Origin of the sequence: Rhodopseudomonas sp. AAP120, from assembly GCF_001295845.1 — a bacterium.
Classification (GTDB): Bacteria; Pseudomonadota; Alphaproteobacteria; order Rhizobiales; family Xanthobacteraceae; genus Rhodopseudomonas.
On the sequence record NZ_LJIC01000198.1, the window covers coordinates 1 to 22,924 of the forward strand.

General features: G+C 65.6%; 16 protein-coding genes. 2 read left to right on the forward strand and 14 right to left on the reverse strand.

The genetic code is table 11. The annotated features are described in order from the left end of the window. Nucleotides 1–174: 174 nt before the first annotated feature. A complete protein-coding gene (locus IP86_RS25855) occupies nt 175–420 on the reverse strand; it encodes a hypothetical protein (protein ID WP_054165314.1) in 246 nt (81 codons plus the stop codon). Nucleotides 421–851: 431 nt separating this feature from the next. Here IP86_RS25855 and IP86_RS25860 point away from each other — a divergent pair, with 431 nt between their 5' ends. Continuing rightward, on the forward strand, nt 852–1,352 hold the full coding sequence (locus IP86_RS25860; RefSeq protein ID WP_054165315.1) for a hypothetical protein: 501 nt from the start codon (nt 852–854) through the stop codon (nt 1,350–1,352). A 381-nt stretch (nt 1,353–1,733) separates the two neighbouring features. Here the strand turns inward: IP86_RS25860 and IP86_RS25865 are convergent, their stop codons facing one another. From IP86_RS25865 to IP86_RS25875, 3 genes are read right to left on the reverse strand one after another with little or no spacing between them, the layout of a single operon-like run. Further along, the gene (locus IP86_RS25865) at nt 1,734–2,060 is read right to left on the reverse strand and encodes an AtuA-related protein (RefSeq protein WP_054165331.1); all 327 of its coding nucleotides are present in this window, start codon (nt 2,058–2,060) and stop codon (nt 1,734–1,736) included. A 46-nt stretch (nt 2,061–2,106) separates the two neighbouring features. Next, entirely contained in the window at nt 2,107–3,444 is a 1,338-nt protein-coding gene (locus tag IP86_RS25870) for an acyclic terpene utilization AtuA family protein (protein WP_054165316.1), read from the reverse strand. 16 nt (nt 3,445–3,460) lie between these two features. Continuing rightward, nucleotides 3,461–4,765, reverse strand: a complete 1,305-nt coding sequence (locus IP86_RS25875) for a CitMHS family transporter (protein ID WP_054165332.1) — start codon at nt 4,763–4,765, stop codon at nt 3,461–3,463. A 124-nt stretch (nt 4,766–4,889) separates the two neighbouring features. Between IP86_RS25875 and IP86_RS25880 the strand changes: the two genes are divergently transcribed. Next, a complete protein-coding gene (locus IP86_RS25880) occupies nt 4,890–5,777 on the forward strand; it encodes a LysR family transcriptional regulator (protein WP_054165317.1) in 888 nt (295 codons plus the stop codon). Between the two features lie 15 nt (nt 5,778–5,792). Here IP86_RS25880 and IP86_RS25885 read toward each other — a convergent pair whose 3' ends face one another. The 10 genes from IP86_RS25885 to IP86_RS25930 all read right to left on the reverse strand — a co-directional run bounded on the left by IP86_RS25885 (nt 5,793) and on the right by IP86_RS25930 (nt 22,835). After that, the gene (locus tag IP86_RS25885; RefSeq protein ID WP_054165318.1) at nt 5,793–8,159 is read right to left on the reverse strand and encodes an efflux RND transporter permease subunit; all 2,367 of its coding nucleotides are present in this window, start codon (nt 8,157–8,159) and stop codon (nt 5,793–5,795) included. Between the two features lie 300 nt (nt 8,160–8,459). Beyond that, on the reverse strand, nt 8,460–9,236 hold the full coding sequence (gene eutC, locus IP86_RS25890; protein ID WP_054165319.1) for an ethanolamine ammonia-lyase subunit EutC: 777 nt from the start codon (nt 9,234–9,236) through the stop codon (nt 8,460–8,462). Nucleotides 9,237–9,299: 63 nt separating this feature from the next. After that, nucleotides 9,300–10,883 (reverse strand): hopanoid C-2 methylase, encoded by a 1,584-nt coding sequence (gene hpnP, locus IP86_RS25895; RefSeq protein ID WP_054165320.1) that lies wholly within the window; start codon nt 10,881–10,883, stop codon nt 9,300–9,302. A 261-nt stretch (nt 10,884–11,144) separates the two neighbouring features. After that, nucleotides 11,145–12,527 (reverse strand): ethanolamine ammonia-lyase subunit EutB, encoded by a 1,383-nt coding sequence (locus tag IP86_RS25900; protein WP_054165321.1) that lies wholly within the window; start codon nt 12,525–12,527, stop codon nt 11,145–11,147. Nucleotides 12,528–12,586: 59 nt separating this feature from the next. Beyond that, a complete protein-coding gene (locus tag IP86_RS25905; protein WP_502694019.1) occupies nt 12,587–14,278 on the reverse strand; it encodes a methyl-accepting chemotaxis protein in 1,692 nt (563 codons plus the stop codon). Nucleotides 14,279–14,342: 64 nt separating this feature from the next. After that, nucleotides 14,343–14,798 carry a cache domain-containing protein gene (locus IP86_RS25910; RefSeq protein WP_082364265.1) on the reverse strand — a complete coding sequence of 152 codons (456 nt, stop codon included), beginning with the start codon at nt 14,796–14,798 and terminating at the stop codon, nt 14,343–14,345. A 169-nt stretch (nt 14,799–14,967) separates the two neighbouring features. Beyond that, nucleotides 14,968–15,846 carry a transglutaminase family protein gene (locus tag IP86_RS25915; RefSeq protein ID WP_054165323.1) on the reverse strand — a complete coding sequence of 293 codons (879 nt, stop codon included), beginning with the start codon at nt 15,844–15,846 and terminating at the stop codon, nt 14,968–14,970. Further along, entirely contained in the window at nt 15,843–18,344 is a 2,502-nt protein-coding gene (locus tag IP86_RS25920) for a circularly permuted type 2 ATP-grasp protein (protein ID WP_054165324.1), read from the reverse strand. The genes IP86_RS25915 and IP86_RS25920 overlap by 4 nt, the downstream gene beginning before the upstream one ends. Before the next feature lie 23 nt (nt 18,345–18,367). Next, on the reverse strand, nt 18,368–21,712 hold the full coding sequence (locus tag IP86_RS25925; RefSeq protein ID WP_054165325.1) for a transglutaminase family protein: 3,345 nt from the start codon (nt 21,710–21,712) through the stop codon (nt 18,368–18,370). A 346-nt stretch (nt 21,713–22,058) separates the two neighbouring features. Beyond that, nucleotides 22,059–22,835 (reverse strand): HpcH/HpaI aldolase family protein, encoded by a 777-nt coding sequence (locus IP86_RS25930; RefSeq protein ID WP_054165326.1) that lies wholly within the window; start codon nt 22,833–22,835, stop codon nt 22,059–22,061. Between the last annotated feature and the right edge of the window lie 89 nt (nt 22,836–22,924).

Below are 22,924 nucleotides of genomic sequence, written 5' to 3' on the forward strand. Positions count from 1 at the left end.
CGAACGGACCCTCCCGGTATCCCGGGCTGATCCGTTCGCGCACGCCATATACGGGAAATTCGCCGGTGAAACCAACGATATTGACGCGGGCTGGTTGCGAGCGCGCAACGCCGGCGTCAGATCGTGACTGCAAAGCCGCAGCGGGCCGTCGGCCCGCCCGGCTGGCGAATGCGATTATTGGCCGTGGTTGAGCAACACCTGGTTGCAGGCGCGGCTGATCTTCGGGCGGTTTTCCTTCAGGCAGGCGAGAATCGCGAGATCGCCCTGGTCCATCAGTGCACGGCAGTGGCGCGACACGTCACGCGAGCAGGCAGCCTGCTCCTCGGGCGTCCCGCTGCGCTGTTGCTGTTGCTGTTGGGCATAGGCGCCGGTCGACACCGGGACGAGCAGCAACGTCAGCGCAACCAAGATCTTATGCATTTTCTTCCTTCGGTGGTGCGGGGGATTGAATCAAGCGTCGATCAGCGGCAAAGCGGCGCCAGCGAGGGCCCGATCGACTCTAAGGTTTAACGACTCTGAAGTTAACGGGTCTGAGGTTTAGACAGCCATTCAGCCGCGAATGCGGCCGAATTTGCGCTGATACTGCGACACATGAGACCATGTTTCAAATGCAGTCCTCAGCCTGGGGAATTTCCTCGCGTGACGTTGCGAATTTACGACAATTGCGTTCGGTTCCGAGGCGGCGAGACGGCCGTGGCCGCCGTGCTACAGCCAGGGTTTGCTGCAACCCGGGTTCGTTTGCGCGGAACCAAGCGCGATATTATTTGATTTGAACCTGTCGTTACGCAAAGACACTAACAGGCTGATACGGCGCAGCGTCGTTTCGGCACGAATTTCAGGGGTAGACAAGAATGACACTGCTTCGTTCATCCTGTTCGCTTCATGCGCTGAAGGCTGCCGGCGTCGCTGCTGCGATGCTGCTGTCGGCTTCGGCCAGCTATGCCGAGGGGCCGTTCGCCGGCTTCGAAGGCGCCTGGTCGGGCACCGGCACCGTCGCTCTGTCCGACGGCACGAAGGAGCGAATCCGCTGCCGCGCCACCTACAAGGTCGGCGGCGGCGGCAACCAGCTGACCCAGACCCTGCGCTGCGCCAGCGACAGCTACAAGTTCGACCTCTCGGCCGACGTCGCCAGCAGCGGCGACCGCATCACCGGCAACTGGAGCGAGGCGAGCCGCAACATCAACGGCAACCTGCAGGGCAAGGCCGGCGGCGGCAACATCGAAGTGTTCGTCGAGGCCGCCGGCTTCGCCGCCAGCATTTCGCTGACCACCCGCGGCAACAAGCAGTCGGTTGCGATCAGCTCCAAGGGCGACATCCGCGGCGTCAACATCAGCATGACCAAGGGCGGCTGATCGCACGCCATCTGTCTGCACTGTCGAGACATCGAAGCCCCCGGATGGATGGTCCGGGGGCTTTTGGTTTGCACGATTCTAAGAGGCGTTTCGGACGCCGTTATGCCGCCTGGTGCCGGGCATCAACGTTTGGCCGAGCCTCCGCGACAAAGGCGGCCAGCCGACATTCGCCGGTCAACGGCACCGCGTCCCTTCACCCTCCCCTGAAGGGGGAGGGTCGGCTAGTAGCGCGCGAAGCGCGGTGCTCGCCGGGGTGGGGTGAGCCGCGGGCACTGCGGATGAACTCTTCGCCACCCCACCTCGCTCGCTCCGCGAGCGACCCTCCCCCTCCAGGGGAGGGTGGTAAGCAGCGCCCCGCTTTGCTTCTATGCGACAGCTACTTCAGATCGACTCTGCGGCGGCCTGCTCGGGCAACTCCAGATCCAGCAGCGCCGAGCTGAGGCTTTTGCCGTGGGCGTCGAGCGCGAGCGAGCGGGTAACGCCGCCGCCGAGCGCATCGGTCAACACGAAGTTGAAGGCCGCGATGTTCGGCAGTTCATAGCGCGTGACCTCGCCGTGAACGATCCCGGCGAACAGCGCCTTGACCCGCTCGGCGGTGACGTGTTCGCGCAGGAATGCGTAATTCGCCGGATCGAACGCAATCACTGAGATGTTGGACGTGTTGCCCTTGTCGCCGGTGCGGGAATGAGCGAGCTCGCGTAGCTTCATGGAAATCTCCGAGTTGCGCCGCTGCAAGACGCGCGGCGCCGGCCGACTACACGTTGAACATCTGCAGCGTCGGCGTCGCCAGCCGCTTCGGCACCAGCACCGATCCCACCGCGATCACCTCGCGGGTCGCCTTGAAGGCGCCGCCGCCGCCGGCCGGGCCATTGGTGTAGAGCGTCTCGACCTCGTTGCCGACCAGCAACGCCTCGGCGCGGCTATTGCTGCGGCCAGCGACGCGGACCCGGACCTCATAGGGCTCGTGCCCCTTCGACAGTTCTGCGCCGTGCAGTGCGTTTATGCCGATCAGATCGTAGCGCACCTCGTCGAGCCGAACGCCGCACAGTTCGAGCCGCTCGCGCACGATGTCGAGCGCCAGGCGTGCCCGCGCGAAGGCGCCGGGGCCCGCATAGGACATCTGCCCCTCGCCCACATAGCTGTCGATGAAGCCAACCGAGGTCTTGAACGTGTCGGTGGCGGGCTTGCCAGTGGCACCAGTGACGCGCACACGGTCGAGGCCGATCTGCTCGACTCGGACCTGCGAAAAATCGGCGATCACGTCGGGCTGGATGTAGTTGGCCGGATCGTGGATTTCGTACAACAACTGCTCCTTGCAGGTCGCCTCCGTCACGGCGCCGCCCGAGCCCGGGACCTTGGTGATCACGACGTCGCCGTCTTCCGTGACTTCGCCGATCGGAAATCCGAGCCGCGCCAGCCCCGCGACATCCTTGAAGCCGGGATCGGCGAAGTAGCCGCCGGTGATCTGGCCGGCGCATTCCAGCAGATGGCCGACCAGCACGCCCTTCCCCAGCCGGTGCCAGTCGTCGAGCGCCCAGCCGAATTCGTGAATCAGCGGCGCCAGGAACAGCGCCGGATCGCTGACCCGCCCCGTAATTACCACGTCCGCTCCGGCAGCAAGCGCCCGCACGATCGGCTCGGCGCCGAGATACGCATTGGCGGACAAGAGCCTATTGCCGAGGTCAGCGACGCGGCCGGAGAATTCGAGAAACGGCAGATTGCCGTCGCGGCACGCCTCCAGCACGTCGTCGCCGCCGACTGCCGCGATCTTGAGATCCTTGACGCCAAGCGCCTTGGCGATCCGCGCGGTCGCTGCGGCCGCGCCGCGCGGATTGGCGGCGCCCATATTGGTGATGACCTTGATGCCGCGCGCCTTGCAGATCGGCAGCACCGCGCGCATCCGCCGTTCCAGCAGCGGGTCGAAGCCGGCCTCCGGATTTTTCATCTTATCCTGCTGCGCCAGCGCGATGGTGCGCTCGGCGAGGCATTCGAAGCCGAGATACTGGATGTCGCCCTTCTCGGCGAGTTCGACCGCGGGCTCGATGCGGTCGCCCGAATAGCCGGCGCCGGAGCCGATCCTGATGGTTCTCACGCGGGGACCTCCATGGTCAGAGCGGAAACACGCCGAAGGCGACGCAGGCGAAGGTCATGACCACCGACGCACCGAGCAGAAACGGGAACGTGAACTTCTGGTGGTCGCCGAGATCGATCCCGGTCAGACCGACCACCAGGAAGGTCGCCGGCGTCAGCGGGCTGATCGGAAACCCCGTCGTCATCTGCCCGAGCAGCGAGGCCTGCGCAAACTGCACCGCCGGCACGTCGAGATGCTTGCCGACCTCGGCCAGCACCGGCAGCACGCCGAAATAGAACGAGTCCGGATCGAACAGCAGGCTGAGTGGCATCGAGATCAGGCCGAGCCCGAACGGGATGTGTTGCGCCATGCCCTCGGGCACGAAGGTGACTGCGGCCATCGCCATCGCCTTCAGCATCCCCGAGCCCTGCATGATGCCGGTGAACACGCCGGCGGCGAGCAGGATGCTGGCCATCATCAGCGCCGCCTTGGCATGGGCGTCGACGCGCTGCCGCTGCATGTCGACGTTCGGGTAGTTGATCAGCAGCGCCAGACAGGTGCCGACCATGAACATGATCGCCGGCGGAATCTTCTCGCCCATCCACACCATCGTGCCCAACACCAGCACAGTCAGCACCAGATTGATCCAGAAGTTCTGCGGGCGCCGCAGCGCCTGCTCCGCCTCGCTGAGCTTGCGCTCCGGCATCACGGTGTCACCTTGCGCGCCGGTCAGGCCGAGGCGTTTTTCTTCGTAGCACCCGAGCAGATAGGCCATCGCGAATACGAAAACCAAGCCGACGAGCTGCACGCCGATCAACGGATTGAAAATGTCGGAGATCGGCAGCTTCAGCGCCGCCGAGGCGCGGATCATCGGCCCGGTCCACGGCAGGAAGTTGACGCCGGCAGCCATCGACACCGCGCAGGCGAGAATGCGCCGATCGATCCCGAGCCGGTCGTACAACGGCAGCATCGCCGGGATGGTGATCAGGAAGGTGACGGCGCCCGAGCCGTCGAGATGGATCAGCAGCGCCAGCAGCGTCGTGCCCATCACGATCCGGGTCGGTCGCGTCCCGACGGTGCGCAGGATGCGATCGATGATCGGATCGAGCATGCCGGCGTCGGTGACGATGCCGAAGAACAGGATCGCGAATACGAACATCCCGACCACCGGCGCCAGGCTCTTCAGCCCGTCGACGACGAACTTGCTGGTCTCGAAACCGAATCCGCCGATCAGCGCCGCGACGATCGGGATCAGGATGAGGGCCATCAGCGGCGACATCCGCTTGGTCAAGATCGTCGCCAGCAGCACCGACACGGTGCCGAGGCCGAGAATGGCCAACATCTGAATCCTCCCGAACGCGTCGCTGTTCGCGGTCTGGACGCAGGCGCCCGCCGCCGCGCCACCAGCGTCTAAACCCGGCAATTTGACAATTGCAATGTTCGGATCGCAGCCATAATGAACCATTATGGACATAAGCACGCGACAAATCCGGGCGTTCGTCGCGGTGGCGCAGTTGAGGAGCTTCACCCGTGCCGCAAGTTTGCTCCATCTCTCGCAGCCGGCGCTCACGGTGCAGATCCACAAGCTGGAAGCGCTGCTGGCGGTGCGGCTGCTCGACCGCAACAGCCGCACGGTCGAACTGACCAGGATCGGCCGCGAACTGCTCCCGGGGTTTCAGCGCATCCTGCGCGAACTCGACGCGGTGATCGTCGACACGCGGGCGCTGGCGCAGCAGAAGCACGGCGTCGTCCGGATCGCGGCGCTGCCGTCCTTCGCGGCCGGGCTGTTACCTGAGTTGATCTCGAAATTTCACAGCGCCCGTCCCGGCATGTCGTTCGTCGTCAAGGATGTCATCGCGAGCCGTGTCTGCGCGAGCGTCCTCGCTGAGGTAGTCGATCTCGGCATCACCGGCGGCGACGATCTGGCGGACGATTTCGAGGTGATCTGCCGGTCGCGCGATCAGATGCTGGTCATCTTCCCGGCGCAGCATCCGTTCAGCCGCAAACGCCGCATCACCTTGCAGGATCTGGCGGCGCAACCGCTTGTGCTGATGGATTCCGAAACCAGCGTGCGGGCGATCGTCGATTCCGCCTTTGCAAGCGCGGGCCTGGTCGCAGCGCCCGCTTGCGAGGCGACCTACATGATGACGGCGGTCGGCATGGTGAAAGCCGGGCTCGGCGTCACGGTGCTCCCCGCCTCGGCCAAGGAGATCAAGGCCGAGCCAAGTCTCAAATCACGCCCGATCGACGATCCGTCGTTCGAGCGCTCGATCGCGGTGATCAAGAAGAAGAGCCGTACGCTGCCGCCCGCGGCGGCGTTGTTTCTCGGCGAGATCCAGGCGGCGCTGGCGTGAGCTGATTACGCCGGCTTACACCACCGTCCCCGCTTTGGGTTTGCCGCGCAGCCGTTCGGCGGTGCTGATCAGCCACATCGCGGTGGGGCGCAGGATGAACAGATCGGCGATCAGCGCCGCCACCATGGCGAAGGCGCTGAGCCAGCCGAACAGCCGCAGCGACGGCAGATCCGAGAACACGGTAACGCCGAGGCCGCAGGCCAGCACCACGGTGGTGAGGATCAGCGCCGGGCCGACCAGCACGGTGGCGCGCTCGACCGCGAGCGCTGCGCTGGTGCCCGGCGGACTTTCCAGCCGCAGGCGGTTGAGGAAGTGGATGGTCGCGCTGAGGCCGAGGCCGAACGACACCGTCAGCGCCACCACGCTGGCGAATTGCAGCCCCTCGCCCATCAGCCACAGCAGCGTGCCCGACAGCACCACCGGGAAAATGCCCGGCAGGATGCAGGCCAGCATCACCACCACCGACCGGAACGCGAGCCCGATGAACACGGCGACCAGCAGGAATTCGATGGTCAGGCCGTGGTTGAGCTTGGAGATCATGTCGGCGCTGTTGCGCGCGGCGATCGCCGAAAGGCCGGTGACCGCGACCTCATAGCCCGGATATTTCTGCCGCACAGTGTCGAGCGCATGATCGAGCTTCTGCACCACCGGGAGGATCTGGGCGGAATCCAGATCCGGCACGCGGCCTGAGACCACCACGGCGGTCTGGTCGGCGGAGATGAAGCGCCGCGTCAGATGCTCGGGGATGACGTCGACATATTCCTTGAGCGTGGCGACGTCGTTGGTGTGCGCCTTCTCGGCGAGCCAGCGCCGCAGCGTCTCCAGCGACCAGACGTTGCCGACGCCGGCCTGCTTCTCGACCATGCTGTGCACGTCGGCGATGACCTGCAGGGTCTCCGGCGAGTACAGCGTCTGGCCCTTCGGGAATTCGATCAGCACGTCGATCGGATTGGCGCCGGTGAGTTTGGCATCGAGCCGGTCGCTGGCCTGCACCGCCTGCTCCTTGTCGGGCACCTGATCGGCGAGCCGGTACCGCGGCTCCAGATTGGCGTAGATCACGCCGAGTCCGCCGACCAGCAGCAGCGCCAGCAGGCTGAACAGGCCGGGATGGCCGACCATCCGCACCGCGATGAAGGCGCAGAACCGGCGCAGCGCGTTGACGCCAAGGTCGGCACCCTGAAACTTCGCCGCGAACGCCTGCTCGTTGCGCACCAGCAGCACGCCGAACACCGGCACCAGCGACAGCACCGCGATCAGCGCGATCACCGTGGCGACGAGGCCGGCCTCGCCGAACGCGCGGATCAGGTCGGAATCCGAGAACTGCAGCGCGATGAAGGAAATGCCGGCGGTGGCGTGGGTCAGCACGCAGGCCGGCCCGACCACCAGAACGGCGTTCTTGAAGGCGGTGTATTTGTCCTCGCCGGCGATCAATCGATCTCGCGCCGCGAAAGTGAGCTGCATCGAATCCGCGAAGCTGATCACCATGATCAGCGGCGTCATCACGTTGAGGAACATGTTGAGGCTGAAGCCGGCCCAGCCGAGCACGCCGAGCGACAGCAGGATCGCCAGCAGCGGCGGGAATGCCGCCACCACCATGAAGGAGATCTTGCGGAAGAACAGGATAGCGATGACGCAGCCGGCCAAGATTCCGGCGATGTTGTAGATCAGGCCGTCGCGCTCCACGGCGTTGCGGATTTCGAGCTGCATCACCGGCACGCCGGACAATTGCCGCGACAGATTGCTACCTTCGAGATCTTCGGCCATCACCTTGCGGATTTCGCCGATGGTGGTCGACAGCTTGTTATTGCTGACGATCTCCGGCGACAGCGACAGCACGATCAGCGCCAGCGTGCCGTCGTCCGACAGCAGCTTGCCGCGGATGATCTCGTTGCTCTTCACCGTGGCGATGAACTTGTCGTAGGCCTCGCCTTCCGGCAGTTCGTTGGGAAACAGCGCCGCCGGCAGCTTGCCCGGCTCCGGCGCCTGCCGCGCCGAGAACAGCGAGATCAGGCCGCGGACGCCGTCGACCAACTGCAGATCGGTGACGAGGTCACGGACCTTCTCGAGATTTTCGCGCTCGAGCAGCGTCTTGCCTTCGACCACGACCAGCACGTCGTATTCGGTCGAGGGGAAGCGCTTGGTGACTTCCTCGTACTGCTTGAACTCCTTGGTGTCGGACCGAAACAGCTGGCTGAGCGAGTCGTCGATCTTGATCCGCTGAATCCCGAAGATGGCACCCACGACCAGCGCGACCAGGATCAGGCAGGACAGGATCGGCGCGCGCACCGCGATCAACCCCATCCGCTCCAGCCCGAAGGCGATGCTGAGCTTCCTGCGGTGCAGCTCGTCCACTTCGGCGTCCGTGATGTTCTTGTGCAGCATGCGCTGTTCCGTTCTGGCGATCGTTCAAGTCCGCGATAATTCCGGCACGATTGCGACCCGCCGCACCGAAAGACGCGAGCAAGCCGGTTCTGATCGAATCAGACCCGGCGCTCTAGGATAATTTCAACGCGTTTTCGTGATGCGAACCGGGGATCCACTTCGCTCGAAAACGCGATCTTTCGTGACGGCATGGGATGGATTCGTCGTGTGGAGTACAGCCCCGATGCCCCCGTGAGGGAGCGCACGGGGCACACTCGATCAGATTCGCACGGCCTGCGCGATCCGGTGTCCTGCCGCGCGTCACACGGGCGCCGTCAGCTCCGGTGCGGAGGCACCTTCCCCGCTTTCGTCCTTGAGGGCAACACCGGACACGCCGCGGGACAGCGCCTCACGCACCAGCCACGCGATCTTGAACGCAGCTTCGTCGGCCGATATGCCCGCCGCATGGATGTTGGACACGCAATTGCGATCGGCATCGGTGAGGCCAAGCTTCGGCCCGAGCGTCACATAGGCGCCAAGGCTCGCCGGCGCCGACAGACCCGGCCGCTCGCCGATCAGCACCAGCACGATGCGGGCGCCGAGCAGCGCGCCGATCTCATCGCCCAGCGCGACCCGGGCGCCAGTGGCGACCACTGCCGGATCGAGGCTGATGCCCGCGGCCGCCAGCCGCGGCAGCAGTCGGCGGACCACCTCGACGGCCTGGGCCGAAACCGCGACCGGCGACAGACCGTCGCCGACCACGATGGCCAGATCGGCGGCGGAGGCCCGTTGCTCCAGCCCGGCGCGGGCGGATGGATCGAGCTGACGGCCGAGATCGGGCCGCGCCAGATAGTCGCGGCGGCTTCCGGCCCGGCTCGCCACCAGCAGCGGAGTGAGGCCGAGCGCCCCAAGCTCGGCGCCGAGCGCGGCGGCGTCGAACGGCGCATGCACCGCGTCACGGGCGCGGGCGTGGGCAAGCGTGAAATCCAGCAGCGCATCGGTGGTCAGACTGACGCCGGACCGTCCCAGCGCCACGCGCGCCGGGGTGAGGCCCCGCAGATCGGCAAATGAGCGCGGGGTCATCGAAGACGAAGTCATGCTTGAACCCTTTGCGACGCGCCTTCGCTGGCGGCCCGACAGGAGGAGATCACCATCATTCCGCTACTCCGCCGGCACCGCGGCTTCGCGGAGCCGGATCGAATAGTTGGATGCGTTAGCCTGGCCGCGCGAGGCCTCACGTGCGTAGATGATCAGATGATGGGCCACGACCATCACCAGCAGCAGGTTTTCGATGTCGCCGCGGATCAGCCGCTTCAGCGCGAACTTCCAGAACGCCAGCTTGTAGTCGCCGCGGATGCCGACCTGCCAGAAGATGTTGCGCAGCATGATCAGGCCACGCTTGATATTCGCCTTGGAGGCGCGCTGCGGCGTCACCGGATGCAACCGGGTCTTGTAGGCGTGCTCGATCTGATACTCGTAGCGCTTGAGCAGCGCCTCGGGCTCGTAGGCACGCGCCATGCAGTCCTTCCACATCGCCACCACCTGATCGTGCGGCAGCAGGAAGTCGACATTGGACTCGCGATTATCGTCGTGAACCAGCCGGCCCTCGCGTTCCAGGCGGTCCCACAGCGGTGTCTTCGGCAGCGCCTGCAGCAGATTGATGGTGAGCAACGGGATCTGCGACTGCTCGATGAACTGCATCAGGAACTCACCGGTCTCCGGCGTGTCGGTGTCGAGGCCGAGAATGATGCCCGACACCACCTCAATGCCGTAGCTCGAGATCGTCCGCACCCCCTCCAGGATCGGGACCATCATGTTGTGGTCCTTGTGCATCGCCTTCAGGGCAGCCGGGTCGGGGGTCTCGATCCCGCAGAAGATCGTGCAGAAATACGCATCGCGCATCAGCGACAGGATCTCTGGCCGCTTGGCGATGTTGAGCGTCGCCTCACACGCGAGTTGCAGCTGGAAGCCGGTCCGCTTCTGCCATTCGACGAGGTGCGGCAGCAGGTCGAGCGCCGCCTTGCGGTTACCAATGAAATTGTCGTCGACGAAGTACACCGAGCCGCGGATGCCGCATTCGACCATGCGGTCGAGCTCGGTGATGATCTGCTCCGGCGTCTTCAGCCGCGGATTGCGGCCGTACAGGCCCGGAATGTCGCAAAACTCGCACTGATACGGGCAGCCCGAGGAATACTGCACGCTGCCGAGCAGATACTTGCTGCACTCCGCCAACTCGTAGGCCGGAATCGGAAACAGCGTCATATCGAGACGGTCTTCGGTGGTGAAGACGATCTGCCGCTGCGGGCGGCTGACATCATGCGCGAGGCGCGCGATCAACTGGTCGGTGGCGTCGCCGAGTTCGCCCACATGCAGATAATCGAAATTCGGGTAATGATCGGGGCAGGCGCTGACCGAGGGGCCGCCGATCGCCACCGGCAGATCGAAATCATGGGCACGGCGGCAGATGTCGTTCATCTGCTGACGTTGAATATGCATGCCGCTGACGAACACCGCGTCCGCCCATTCGAAATCCGCGGCAGTCGCGGTGCGGATGTTCTCGTCGACGAACCGGACCGACCAGTCTTCCGGAAGATACGCCGCGATCACCAAAAGGCCCTGCGGCGGCATGAACGCGGCGACGCCGTCCATCAGAGGATAGGAGTGCTGAAACGTGCCGAACGATTTTGTGTAGCGCGGGAAGACGCACAGAATGCGACGGCTGGTGTTGCCGGACTCAGCTCTCATCAGACTCCCCAAGGAACAATTCTCGAAACCCGTCCTTGATCTGTTTGCCGGAGCCCCGGAACGGTTCGAATGACGGGCTTAATTCAAGCCGTCTGCCATAACTTTCCAATGACGATTCTGGTTCCGAAATCCCCAAAACAATACCGGCCGCAGCCGCGTTATGCCGATCTAATCACGGCACAATTCGCGCGGCCACCGATTTCTTTGACAGCGATTCCGCAAAGCCATTGCCCAAAACCGAAACCGGACGGGCGGCGGACCTCAGGCGATCAGGCGGGCTGCGAAGTCCGGCAGGCGACCGTCGGCGGCGGTCAGGCGGAAATCCGCATTGGCAAGGCCGGTGCGCACCAGCCAGTCGTCGAACTCCGGCGCACGCTTCAGGCCGAGCAGATCGCGGACGTAAAGCGCATCGTGGAACGACGTCGACTGGTAATTCAGCATGACGTCGTCGGCGCCGGGGACGCCCATGATGAAGCTGACGCCGGCGGTCGCCAGCAGCGTCAGCAGCGTATCCATGTCGTCCTGGTCGGCTTCGGCGTGGTTGGTGTAGCAGATGTCGACGCCGAGCGGCAGGCCGAGCAGCTTGCCGCAGAAATGATCCTCCAGCCCGGCGCGGATGATCTCCTTGCCGTCATACAGATATTCGGGACCGATGAAGCCGACCACGCTGTTGACCAGCAGCGGCGCGTAGGCCCGCGCCACGGCGTAGGCGCGCGCCTCGCAGGTCTGCTGATCGACGCCGTGGTGGGCATTGGCAGACAGGGCCGAACCCTGCCCGGTCTCGAAATACATCACGTTGTCGCCGACCGTGCCGCGCTTCAGCGCCAGTCCGGCCTCGTGCGCTTCCTTCAGCACCGACAGATCGATCCCGAAGCTGCGATTGGCCGCCTCGGTACCGGCGATCGACTGGAACACCAGATCGACCGGCGCGCCCTGCTCCATCAGCTGCAGCGAAGTGGTAACGTGGGTGAGCACGCAACTCTGGGTGGGAATGGCAAGCCGGCCGATGACCTCGTCCAGCAGCCGCACCAGATCGCCGAGCACCGCGGGATCATCGCTCGCCGGATTGATGCCGATGCAGGCATCGCCGGCTCCAAGCAGCAAACCATCCAGGGTCGAGGCGGTGATGCCGCGCGCGTCGTCGAACGGATGGTTGGGCTGCAGCCTTACGCTCATCCGGCCCGGCATGCCGATGGTGTTGCGGAAGCGGGTGATGTTGCTGCACTTCTTGGCCACCAGGATCAGGTCCTGATTGCGCATCAGCTTGGACACCGCCGCCGCCATTTCCGGCGTCACGCCGCGCGCGATCGACGCCAGCACTGCCGACGTGGCGACATCGGACAGCAGCCAGTCGCGAAAGCCGCCGACGGTGAGCGACGCGATCGGGGCGAACGCCTGTGCGTCGTGGCTATCGACGATCAGCCGCGTCACCTCGTCGTCTTCGTAAGGAATCACCGTCTCGTCGAGAAACCGCCGCAGCGGCACCTCGGCCAGCGCCATCCGCGCTGCGACCATCTGCTCGGCACTCTCGGCCGCGATGCCGGCGAGCCGGTCGCCCGAGCGCGGCGGCGTCGCCTTGGCGAGCAGATCCCGGAGATTGTCGAACACGTAGGTGACGTTGCCGATGGCGTGGCGATAGCTCATGACATCCTCGCGTGCGCGCTGACGGGCGCGCCGCGGGCAGGCTAGCATCGGGCGGGAAACTACGCGACCCGAACCGTTGCGAGAAATTTTTGCACTTCGGCGCGCAAACGGCCACTTTCGCTGGACAACATTTGCGCAGACGTCAGCACGCGCGCTGAAGCCTCGCCGGTGTCTGCCGCACCGCGATTGACGTCGGCGATGCTGGTTGCAACCTGATTGGTGCCGGCCGCGGCCTGCTGCACGCTGTGCGAGATTCCCTGCGTCGCCGTTCCCTGCTCGTCGACCGCCGCCGCGATGGTCGAGGCGATGTGGGCGACCCGCGCGATGGTGCCGCCGATCTCCTTGATGGCCACCACCGACTCGCGCGTCGCCAGTTGAATTTCATTGATCTGCGCGCTGATTTCGCCGGTCGCCTTCGAGGTCTGTTCGGCCAGCACCTTCACCTCCTGCGCCACGACCGCGAAACCCCGCTCGGCATCGCCGGCACGCGCGGCTTCGATGGTGGCATTGAGGGCCAGAAGATTGGTCTGTTCGGCGATCGTGTTGATGAGCTGGGTGACGTCGCCGATCCGGGTCGCGGCCTGGGCCAGCTTGGCGATCCGACTGTCGGTCTGCTCGGCTTGCGTCACGGCCTCGGCGGCGATGCTCCGCGACTCGCCGACCTGGCGACCGACTTCGGCCACCGAGGCATTCATCTGCTGGGCGGCCGACGCCACAGACTGAACGTTGTGCGAGGTTTCGGCAGACGCAGCGGCGACCACGTCGGACAGTTGCTGCGTCGCAGAACTGCCCTTCGCCAGCGCATCGGCGGAATGTTCCAGTTCGCGCGAAGCGGTGCCGACGGTCTCGATGATCTCGCCCACTGCCGACTCGAACCCGTCGGCCAGTTGATGCAGTTCGGCGCGGCGGGCCGCCGCAGCTTCATGCTCCTGCCGCTCACGCTCGGCGTGCTCACGCTCGGCCTTGGCCACCGCCTGCAGCTTGAACTCCTCGACGGCGCGCGCCATCCGGCCGACCTCGTCGCCCCGCTCGAGCCCCGGCAACTGCACGCCGAAATTTCCGGACGCCAGTTCGTGCATCGCGCCGGACATCGCCACCACCGGCCTGGCGATGCCGCGACCGATCAGGACCGAAATCAGGATGCCCACGAAGCAGACGCCGAGTAGGATCCCACCGAGCATCCATTGCTGGCGGTCCAGCGCAATCGCCGAACGCGCGATCTCGCGGTCGCGGCTCTCATTGCTGGCGACGATCAGGTCGCTGATCAACGAGTCGATCTCGGCGAAACTCTTCTCCGCGCTTTTGATGAACAGCATCGCCGAACCGGCGTCGCCGTCGGCCATCTCGATCGCGTTCTTCGCCTGTTTCAGATAGCTGGCAGCAGCCGATTTCAGCTTCTGGAACGGCGGCTGTGCCGCGGCGGTGCCGAGCGCCTTCTCGACATCCGCGAGCGCACCCGGAATTTGCCCCAGGGCGGCGCTGGCCTCCTTGGACACCTTCGCGAGCTTGGACTCGTCGCTCTCATTGGCGGCGGTGGCTGCCAACCGGTAGAGCCGGGCATGCGCGGTCCACGCCGCGTTGTTGAGTTCGCCGGCCTGCTCCGACAGCCGCACCGGGCCGGCGATCAGCGCGTCCACGCTCTGTTGATTGACGCGCAGCGCCTGCAACGCGAAGCCGCCGATCCCCAGCAACGCCAGCACCAGCAGGGCCGGCGCGAGCTGCACCTTCCACGACAGACCGATGGCCTTCATCCAGCGCCTCATTTCGACGGCCTGCACCGCATCTCGCGCCGACCGCGGCGGCGAGACGTCCTCGTCATAGTTTGTAGACGCCAGCGCAGACCGCAGTATTGTCGAGGCGTTCGCAGTACATCTCTTTCGGTTCGACCTTTTTGCTCACCGGATTGACGAATTTGTAGTCCTGCCAGAACGACGGCTGTTTGCCGGCAAGTTCGACCCGCTCCTTGACGTAAAGCTTGCCGTCGACATCCTGCGCGTCGATCATGTCCTTGCCGATGAACTTGGCGTTGGCGCCGTGGGCCAGCACCTTGCCGTCGAGCTGGTACACCACGACATAAAGATCGTCTTTGACGAACGGACCGGACTTGTCGCTGATCAGCGAGTAAGTCTTCTCGGCCCCGTCGGCTTTGATGGCCGCAACGGCTTTCTTGACGATGGCGACCGCATCGTCCTTGCTGGCTTGCGAAAAGGCAGGCGTAGCGGCCCCGGCGGCAATCGCGACGCCGATGGCAAACAAGGATTTTCTGTGCACGCGCAAATCTCCTGTGGCTCGCCCCAGCCGTACGGCGACGCGTCAGCCTGCCAATCAAACGCGAACGAGGCGTTAAATCGGCACCTCGCTTAGTTACGAGGTCTGATACTCAGGATGAACACCCGGCGATTAGCGAAAGCATCGACCCGGCTTCGCGACTGATCGTCCCCTACTCGACGGGGATGACATCCACCGCGACCGACAGCTTCTGCCGCCGCGAGCCGACGATGACGCCGTCGACCGGCGACACGTCGGAGAAGTCGCGACCGACCGCCAGGACGATGTGATCGTTGGCGACGAGCAGATCGTTGGTCGGATCGAACCCGACCCAGCCGGTCTCGTTGCCGCACCATACCGATACCCAGGCGTGGGTCGCGTCGGCGCCTTGCAGCCGCTCCTGGCCGGCGGGCGGATAGGTCCGCAAGTAACCGCTGACATAGGCCGCCGGCAGCCCCAGCCCGCGCAGGCCCGCAATCATCACATGCGCGAAATCCTGACAGACCCCGTGGCGCTTCTCGAATACTTCGGCGAGCGGCGTCGAAATCACCGTCGCCTTCGGATCGTAGCGGAATTCGCTGTGGACCCGGCGCATCAGGTCGGCGGTCGCCGCGAGGATGCCGCGCGCGGGCGGGAAGCTCTTCGCGGCGTAACGCGTCACTGCCGACTGGATCGGCGCGAGCGCGCTGGGAAACACGTAGCCGACCGGCGCATGGGCATCGAGGCGTGCGCAAGCCAGCGCCGCCTCGCGCACGCTCTCCCAGGCGCTGCTGCCGGCATCGCGCGGCGGCGGGACCCGGTCGACCTCGACCCGGGAGCGGCTATCGATCCGCAGCGCTTTGTGCGGCGTCTCGATCACGATGCTCTCAGTCGGAATGCCGAAGAAATCCACGCGGGTGGTGCGTGTCGCCGGCTTCGGCTTGATCTCGATGCTGTGCGAGATCAGCTTCTGGTGCGCGTCGCTGAGCGGCGTCAGCCGCAGCGAGCAGCGCGCGAAGCTGACCTGGCTGCCGTAGCTGTAGCTGGTGACGTGACGGATATCGTAGATCACGCCAGCCCCGTCAGTTTCTCCGGCCGCGTCGCGCTGGCACCGTGTGGGAAGTAGTGCGAGCCGATCGCGTCGGCGAGCGACAGCAGGTCCTGCTCCAACGCGAACAATTTGCGGCTGTCGAGTTCGGCGGCTTCCGCCGTGGCCAAGGTCGCCTGCAGCGCAACCGCGAGCCGCTGCGGCCGCTCGATCATGCCACCCTCCTTCAGCGTCGGCAGGCTGGCGATATGTTCGTTGAGCTCCTCGACCTGAAACGCCACCGAGCGCGGATTGTACGGATCGAGCACCGCGAGATCGCGCACTGGGGCCAGCAGCGGCGCGACTAGATAGCGCGACCGGTAGGTGATCTGGCAATCGATCAGCGTCAGCAGGACGTCGAGATCTTCAGCGGTTGCGTCCTCCCCGGCGAATTGCCGGGTCCAACGCGTGGTGTTGATGGCGCGCTCGACGCGGCGGCCGAGGCGCAGGAAACGCCAGCCGGCAGCGCGGTTCATGTTTTCCTGCGACAGGCCGGAGAAGCTGGCGAGTTCCTGCAATGTGATCTCGGCCAGTGCGATCACCGCCTCCTCGTCCTCGGCGGGCCGCGCCAGACGATCGGCGGTCTGGGTGATCACCTGCCACGCATCCGGCGATAGCCGCTCGCGCAGCGACGAGGCGTTGCGCTGCGCTGCGCGGATCAGCGACAGCGCCGAGCCGAACTCCTCCTCGCTGTGCAGCGCATCGGCGGCGATCTTCGAGGTCTGGGCGCGCGCCGCCAGAGACGTCGCGCCCCAGCTGATCAGCAGACGCTGGATGCGCTCGATCGCCTGATGCAGTGGACCCTTGCCCGGATCGCGCTGCGGCACGCTGAGCGCACGCACCAGCCGCAGCGTCGCCTCGGCGCGTTCGAGATAACGCCCGAGCCAGAACAAATTGTCGGCCGCCCGGCTGGGCAACAGGCCGGTGATGCGCCGGATCCGGACGTTATCCACGGCCGGCAGCAGCGAGGCGGTCGATACGGCGCCCTCCGACACCACCCAGACGTCGGCAGCGCGGGCCCCCTCGCCCATCGACACCGCCCGCGAATCCAGCCGTTCGGCGATCCGGCAGAAGCCGCCGGGCATGATCGACCAGCCGTCTTCGGTAGCTGCGGCGAACACCCGCAGCACGAAGGGGCGCGGCGCCAGCTTACCGCCGTCCCATACCGGCGTGGTCGACAGCCGGACCTGCTCCTGCGCCACATAGTCCATGCCGCGCGTCGCAATGGCGTCGCGCAGATGATCGCGCACCACCGGCGGCAGTTCGGCCGGCAGCACGGGCCCTCTCTGGGAAAATCCGGGCAGCACTGCGCCGTAGGCCCCCTCGATGACGAACTCGTCGAGCCGCGACAGCACCTCGTCACGCGCCGAAGCCTGCCCGCACCACCAGGTGGCGATATGCGGCATCTTCAGGTCTTCGCCGAGCAGCCGGCGGCTGAGGCTGGGAAGGAAGCCGAGCAATGCGCGCGCCTCGATCACGCCGGCGCCCGGCATATTGGCGATGACCACGCCATTCTTGCGCAGCACGTCGATCAGGCCCGGCACGCCGAGCTGCGACGAGGCGTCGAGTTCGAGAGGATCGAGCGAATTGGAGTCGACGCGGCGCAGCAGCACGTCCAGCCGCTTCAGCCCGGCGACGGTGCGGATGTGGACGCGATCGCCCGACACCGCGAGATCGTCGCCCTCGACCAGCAGGAAGCCGAGATAGCGTGCCAGCGTGGCGTGCTCGAAATAGGTCTCGCTGAACGGCCCCGGGGTCAGCAGGCCGATTCGCGGCTCGTCGCGATCGGCGCTGGCGCGCAGGCTGTCGCGGAACGCCTCGAAGAACGGCGCGACGCGCTCGACATTTATCGACTTGTAGAGATCGGTGAAGGCGCGGGACAGCACCAGCCGGTTTTCCAGCGCGTACCCCATGCCGGACGGCGCCTGCGTGCGATCGCCCAGCACCCACCAGCGCCCGTCAGGTCCGCGGCCGATATCCGCGGCGTAGATCCGCAGATAGCGCCCCGCCGGCGGCTTCACACCTGCGACGGCCCGCAAAAATTCGGGGCTGCCGGCGATCGCCGCGGGCGGGATCGCGCCCGAGGCAATCAATTGGCCGTCGCCGTAGAGATCCTGCAGCACTGCTTCGAGCAGTGTCGCGCGCTGGGCGATGCCGGCGGCGATCTGCTGCCATTCGCCATCGTCGATCAGCAGCGGAACATGGCTGAGCGACCAAGGCCGCTCGGCGGCGTCGGTCGGCGCCCGGTAGGTGACGCCCGCGTCGCGCAGATGCCGGTCGGCGGCGCCGAAGCGACGCTCGATTTCGTCGGCCGACAGCGCTGCGAAGGCGTCGAAATAGCGCGACCACACCGGACGCGGCATGCCGTCGTCGCCGAGGAATTCGTCCGGGATGCCGGGTAGCCGGGTATAGTCGCGCGTCCATTGCGCGACCTTGCGGTCGCGCGGACGGCCGCGTTTCGCCTGACTGCCGCCCTGCGCCATGGAAGCCCCCTCTGCCGGCTGAATCAATGCAGCAGCGGGGTCCGCAAGTCGAGGGTCAACGGGAATTCAAGTGTGCGTTCCTCGTGCGGCGGGTCGATCTTGCCCGGGGTATGGCCGTGGTCCTGGAAACGCGCCAGTCGGCGGGCTTCGGCCTCGTACGAGTTGACAGGGCGCGTCTCGTAGGAACGCCCGCCCGGATGGGCCACGTGATAGACGCAGCCGCCGAGCGAGCGGCCGTTCCAGGTGTCGACGATGTCGAACACCAGCGGCGCATGCACCGGGATGGTCGGGTGCAGCCCGGATGCGGGCTGCCACGCCTTGAACCGCACCGCCGCCACCGCTTCGCCCGATCGCGCGGTCGACGTCATCGGCAGCCGGCGGCCGTTGCAGGTGATGACGTGGCGCCCCTCGACGAAGCCCTCGGCTTTGACCTGCAGCCGCTCCACTGACGAATCGACGTAGCGCACCGTGCCGCCGGCGGTGCCTTCCTCGCCGAGCACGTGCCACGGCTCCAGCGCCTGCCGCACTTCCAGAGTGACGCCGCCGTGATACACGCTGCCGAACACAGGGAAGCGGAACTCGAGCTGCGCGGTGAACCACTCCGGCTCGAACGCGTAGCCGGCGCGGCCGAGCTCGCCGAGCACGTCGCGGAAATCTTCCCACAGATAATGCGGCAGCATGAAACGGTCGTGCAGCGCCGTTCCCCAGCGCACGAACTTGCCGTCCAGCGGCTGCTTCCACAGCATCGCGATCAGCGCGCGGATCAGCAGCTGCTGCGCCAGCGACATCCGCGGATCCGGCGGCATCTCCAGCGCGCGGAATTCGACCAGGCCGAGCCGGCCGGTCGGGCTGTCCGGCGAGAACATCTTGTCGATGCAGATTTCCGCGCGATGCGTGTTGCCGGTGATGTCGACCAGGATGTTGCGGAACAGCCGGTCGGTCAGCCACAGCGGCCCCTTGAAGCCGGGCGGCGGCACATGGGCGAGCGCGATCTCCAGTTCATACAGCGAGTCGTGCCGCGCTTCGTCGATCCGCGGCGCCTGGCTGGTCGGGCCGATGAACATGCCGGAGAACAGATAGGACAGCGACGGATGCCGCTGCCAGAACAGCACGAGTGACTTGAGCAGATCCGGCCGGCGCAGGAACGGCGAATCGGCCGGGCTGGCGCCACCGACCACGACATGGTTGCCGCCGCCGGTCCCGGTGTGGCGGCCATCGATCAGAAAACGATTAGCACCGAGCCGCACCTGCGCGGCTTCCTCATAGAGCCCGAAGGTCGTGGTCACCGCCTCGCGCCAGTTCTGCGCCGGATGAATGTTGACCTCGATCACGCCGGGATCGGGCGTCACCTTGATGACTTCGATGCGCGGATCGAACGGCGGCGGATAGCCTTCGACATGCACCTGAAGCTGCATCTCCTCGGCGGTGTCTTCGACCGCAGCGACCAGTTCGAGATAGTCCTCGATGTTTTCGGTCGGCGGCATGAAGGCGCACAGCACGCCTTCGCGAATCTCGATCGACATCGCGGTGCGCACCCCGCCCTTGCGCAGCTTCTGCTCCTCGACATTTTGATGAGCAGCGCCCATCGCGGCAGCCGACTGCTCGAACACCGCCATCTGCTCGGGCTCGGCCGCAGGCGGCGGGGCAAAACTCATCGGCGCGTAGTTCGGCAGAGGGCCGCGCGGATCGAGCGGGTCGCGCTCGACGATGTACGGATAGTCCTCTTCCGGAATATGCGGCAGCGACGCGATCGGCAGCCGCAACCCCATCGGCGAGTCGCCCGGCACCAGAAACAGGTTGCCGCGGCGCAGCTTCCAACGCTCGCTGCGCCAGCGCTTCTTCGGCTGCTGTGCTTCCGCCTGCCAAGCCTGAATCGGCAGCACGAATCCCTTCGGCGTTGTCAACCCCGAGTCGAACACCCGCGCCATCCGGGCGCGCTCTTCCGGGTCGGCAAGCTTGCTATCGGACGGATCGACGTTCGGCGGCAGGCTTGCTTCCTTCTGCAGCCAATGGTTCGGATCCTCGAACGCCGGCAGCACGTAGTCGGTGTCGATGCCGAGCCGCCTGGCGGTGCCGATCGCGAACTGCTCGGCCTGCTCGACCTTGGCAGGCCGCTGGCCGAACACCGGCGCGATCAGGTCGGCATTCTTCCAGATCGGCGCGCCGTCCTTGCGCCAATACAGGCCGAACGCCCAGCGCGGCAGGCTCTCGCCCGGGTACCATTTGCCCTGGCCGAAATGCAGGAGCCCCCCCGGCGCGAACCGCGTCCGCAGCCGGCGGATCAGATCGTCGGCCAGCATCCGCTTGGCACCGCCGACCGCGGCGACGTTCCACTCCGGCGACTCCATGTCGTCGATCGATACGAAGGTCGGCTCGCCGCCCATCGTCAGCCGTACGTCCTGCGCAGCCAGATCAGCATCCACCTTATCGCCGAGCTTATCCAGCCGCGACCACGACTCGTCCGAGAACGGTAGCGTGATTCGCGGCGCCTCGCGGATCCGCTCGACCTTCATCTCGAAATTGAAATCGACATTGGCGAAGCCGACCACGCCGGAGATCGGCGCCGCCGTGCGATAATGCGGCGTTGCCGCGACCGGGATGTGCCCCTCGCCGGCGAGCAGTCCCGACGTGACGTCGAAGCCGACCCAACCTGCGCCGGGCAGATAGACTTCCGCCCACGCATGCAGATCGGTGAAGTCGCTCTCGGCGCCCTTCGGGCCGTCCAGCGATTGGATATCAGGCTTGATTTGAATCAAGTAACCGGAGACGAAGCGGGCGGCGAGGCCGAGATGGCGCAGCGTCTGGATCAGCAGCCAAGCCGAGTCCCGGCACGAACCGCTGCCATTGGCCAGCGTTTCCTCCGGCGTCTGCACGCCGGGCTCCATCCGGATGATGTAGTTGACGCGTTCGCGCAGCTTGGCGTTGAGATCGACCAGGAAGTTGACTGTGCTCTCCGCTTCGCGCGGGATCTGATCGAGATAGGCCTTGAACAGCGGCCCTGGCGGCTCGGTGATGAGATAGGGCGCAAGCTCGTGCTGCAGGTCGGCGCTGTAGGCGAACGGGAAACTCTCGGCGTAGCTCTCGACGAAGAAGTCGAACGGATTGATCACCGTCATCGCCGCGGTGAAGTCGACCTCGATCTTGAGCTCGTCGGCCTTCTCTGGAAACACGAACCGCGCCAGCCAATTGCCCTGCGGATCCTGCTGCCAGTTGATGAAATGGTTTGAAGGCGTGACCTTCAGCGAATACGATAGGATCGGCGTCCGCGTGTGCGGCGCCGGGCGCAGCCGGATGGTCTGGGGGCCGAGGTCGATGGGGCGGTCGTATTTGTAATGCGTGACGTGATGTAGGGCGACGAAGATCGACACAGGGCAACTCCAGCATTCTTTTTGAGCAGAACACTGGAACCCGAGCCGATCAAGTGCGAACAAAGGGCAAGGGGTGCTTAAGCGGAGGGCGCCTCCCCCTTCCACCGGCCGTCATCGCCCGCTTTCGCGGAGGATGGTGGGTGTGGAGAAAGCTCATCTTGAGAAGCTCACCACGCCCCCGTTCCCCGGACAAGCCGCCGCACGCAGTGTCGCGGCGCAGATCCGGGGTCCCGGTTGTATCCGCGGGACCGCTGCTGAACCGGGGGCCCGGGTCTGCGAAGCGCCACAAGGTGCCGCATCGCGCCCGGGACACGGGGATGCGCGCGCGATGAGAATGTGCGACGATCTACGCCTTGCCGCCCGAATTCTTCCGTGTCTCGCCGACCCACTGCTTCGCCCCGATCGCCATGATGCCGCTGTCGTTGAGCAGCGTCACCAGCTTGAAGCCCAGCGCGATGTTCTTGGCGGCGCCGGCGGGGCCGGAGCAGTGGATGCCAGGATAAATGCCGCGCTTGTCGCATTCCTTGAGCAGCTTGTCGTAGATCTTCAGGATCTCCGGCTCGTCGCGGTCAAGCTTCGGCACCAGGCCGTAGGAAAAGCCGAGGTCGCTCGGGCCGACATAGACGCCGGCAATGCCCTCGACGTCGAGGATCGCCTCCATGTTCTCGACCGCGGTGCGGGTCTCGATCATCGGGATGCACAGAGTCTCGTCGTTGGCGGTCGTCTGATAATTGCCCGACGAGCCATAGAGGCCGGCGCGGATCGGGCCGTTGCTGCGCGTGCCGCGCGACGGGTACTTGCAATATTGAACGAAGGCCTCGGCCTCTTCCTTGGTGTTGACCATCGGGCAGATCACGCCGTAAGCGCCGCCGTCCAACACCTTGCCGATGATGCCGGGCTCGTTCCACGGCACCCGCACCATCGGCGTCACCGGATGCGCCTGCATGCCCTGGAAGCAGGCGACCATCGACTGATAGTCCTGCACGCCGTGCTGGATATCGACCGTGACGCTGTCGAACCCACACTGCGCCATCACCTCGGCCGAGAACCCCGACGGAATCGCGAGCCAGCCGTTGATCACCACCTTGCCGGAGGCCCAGAGTTCTTTGACTTTATTTGCCATGTCAGTCCTTGCCCATTGTACGGTCGACGAAGTTGTTAGTTGCCCCGTCATTGCCGGGCTTGACCCGGCAATCCATCCTCTTTCGCGAA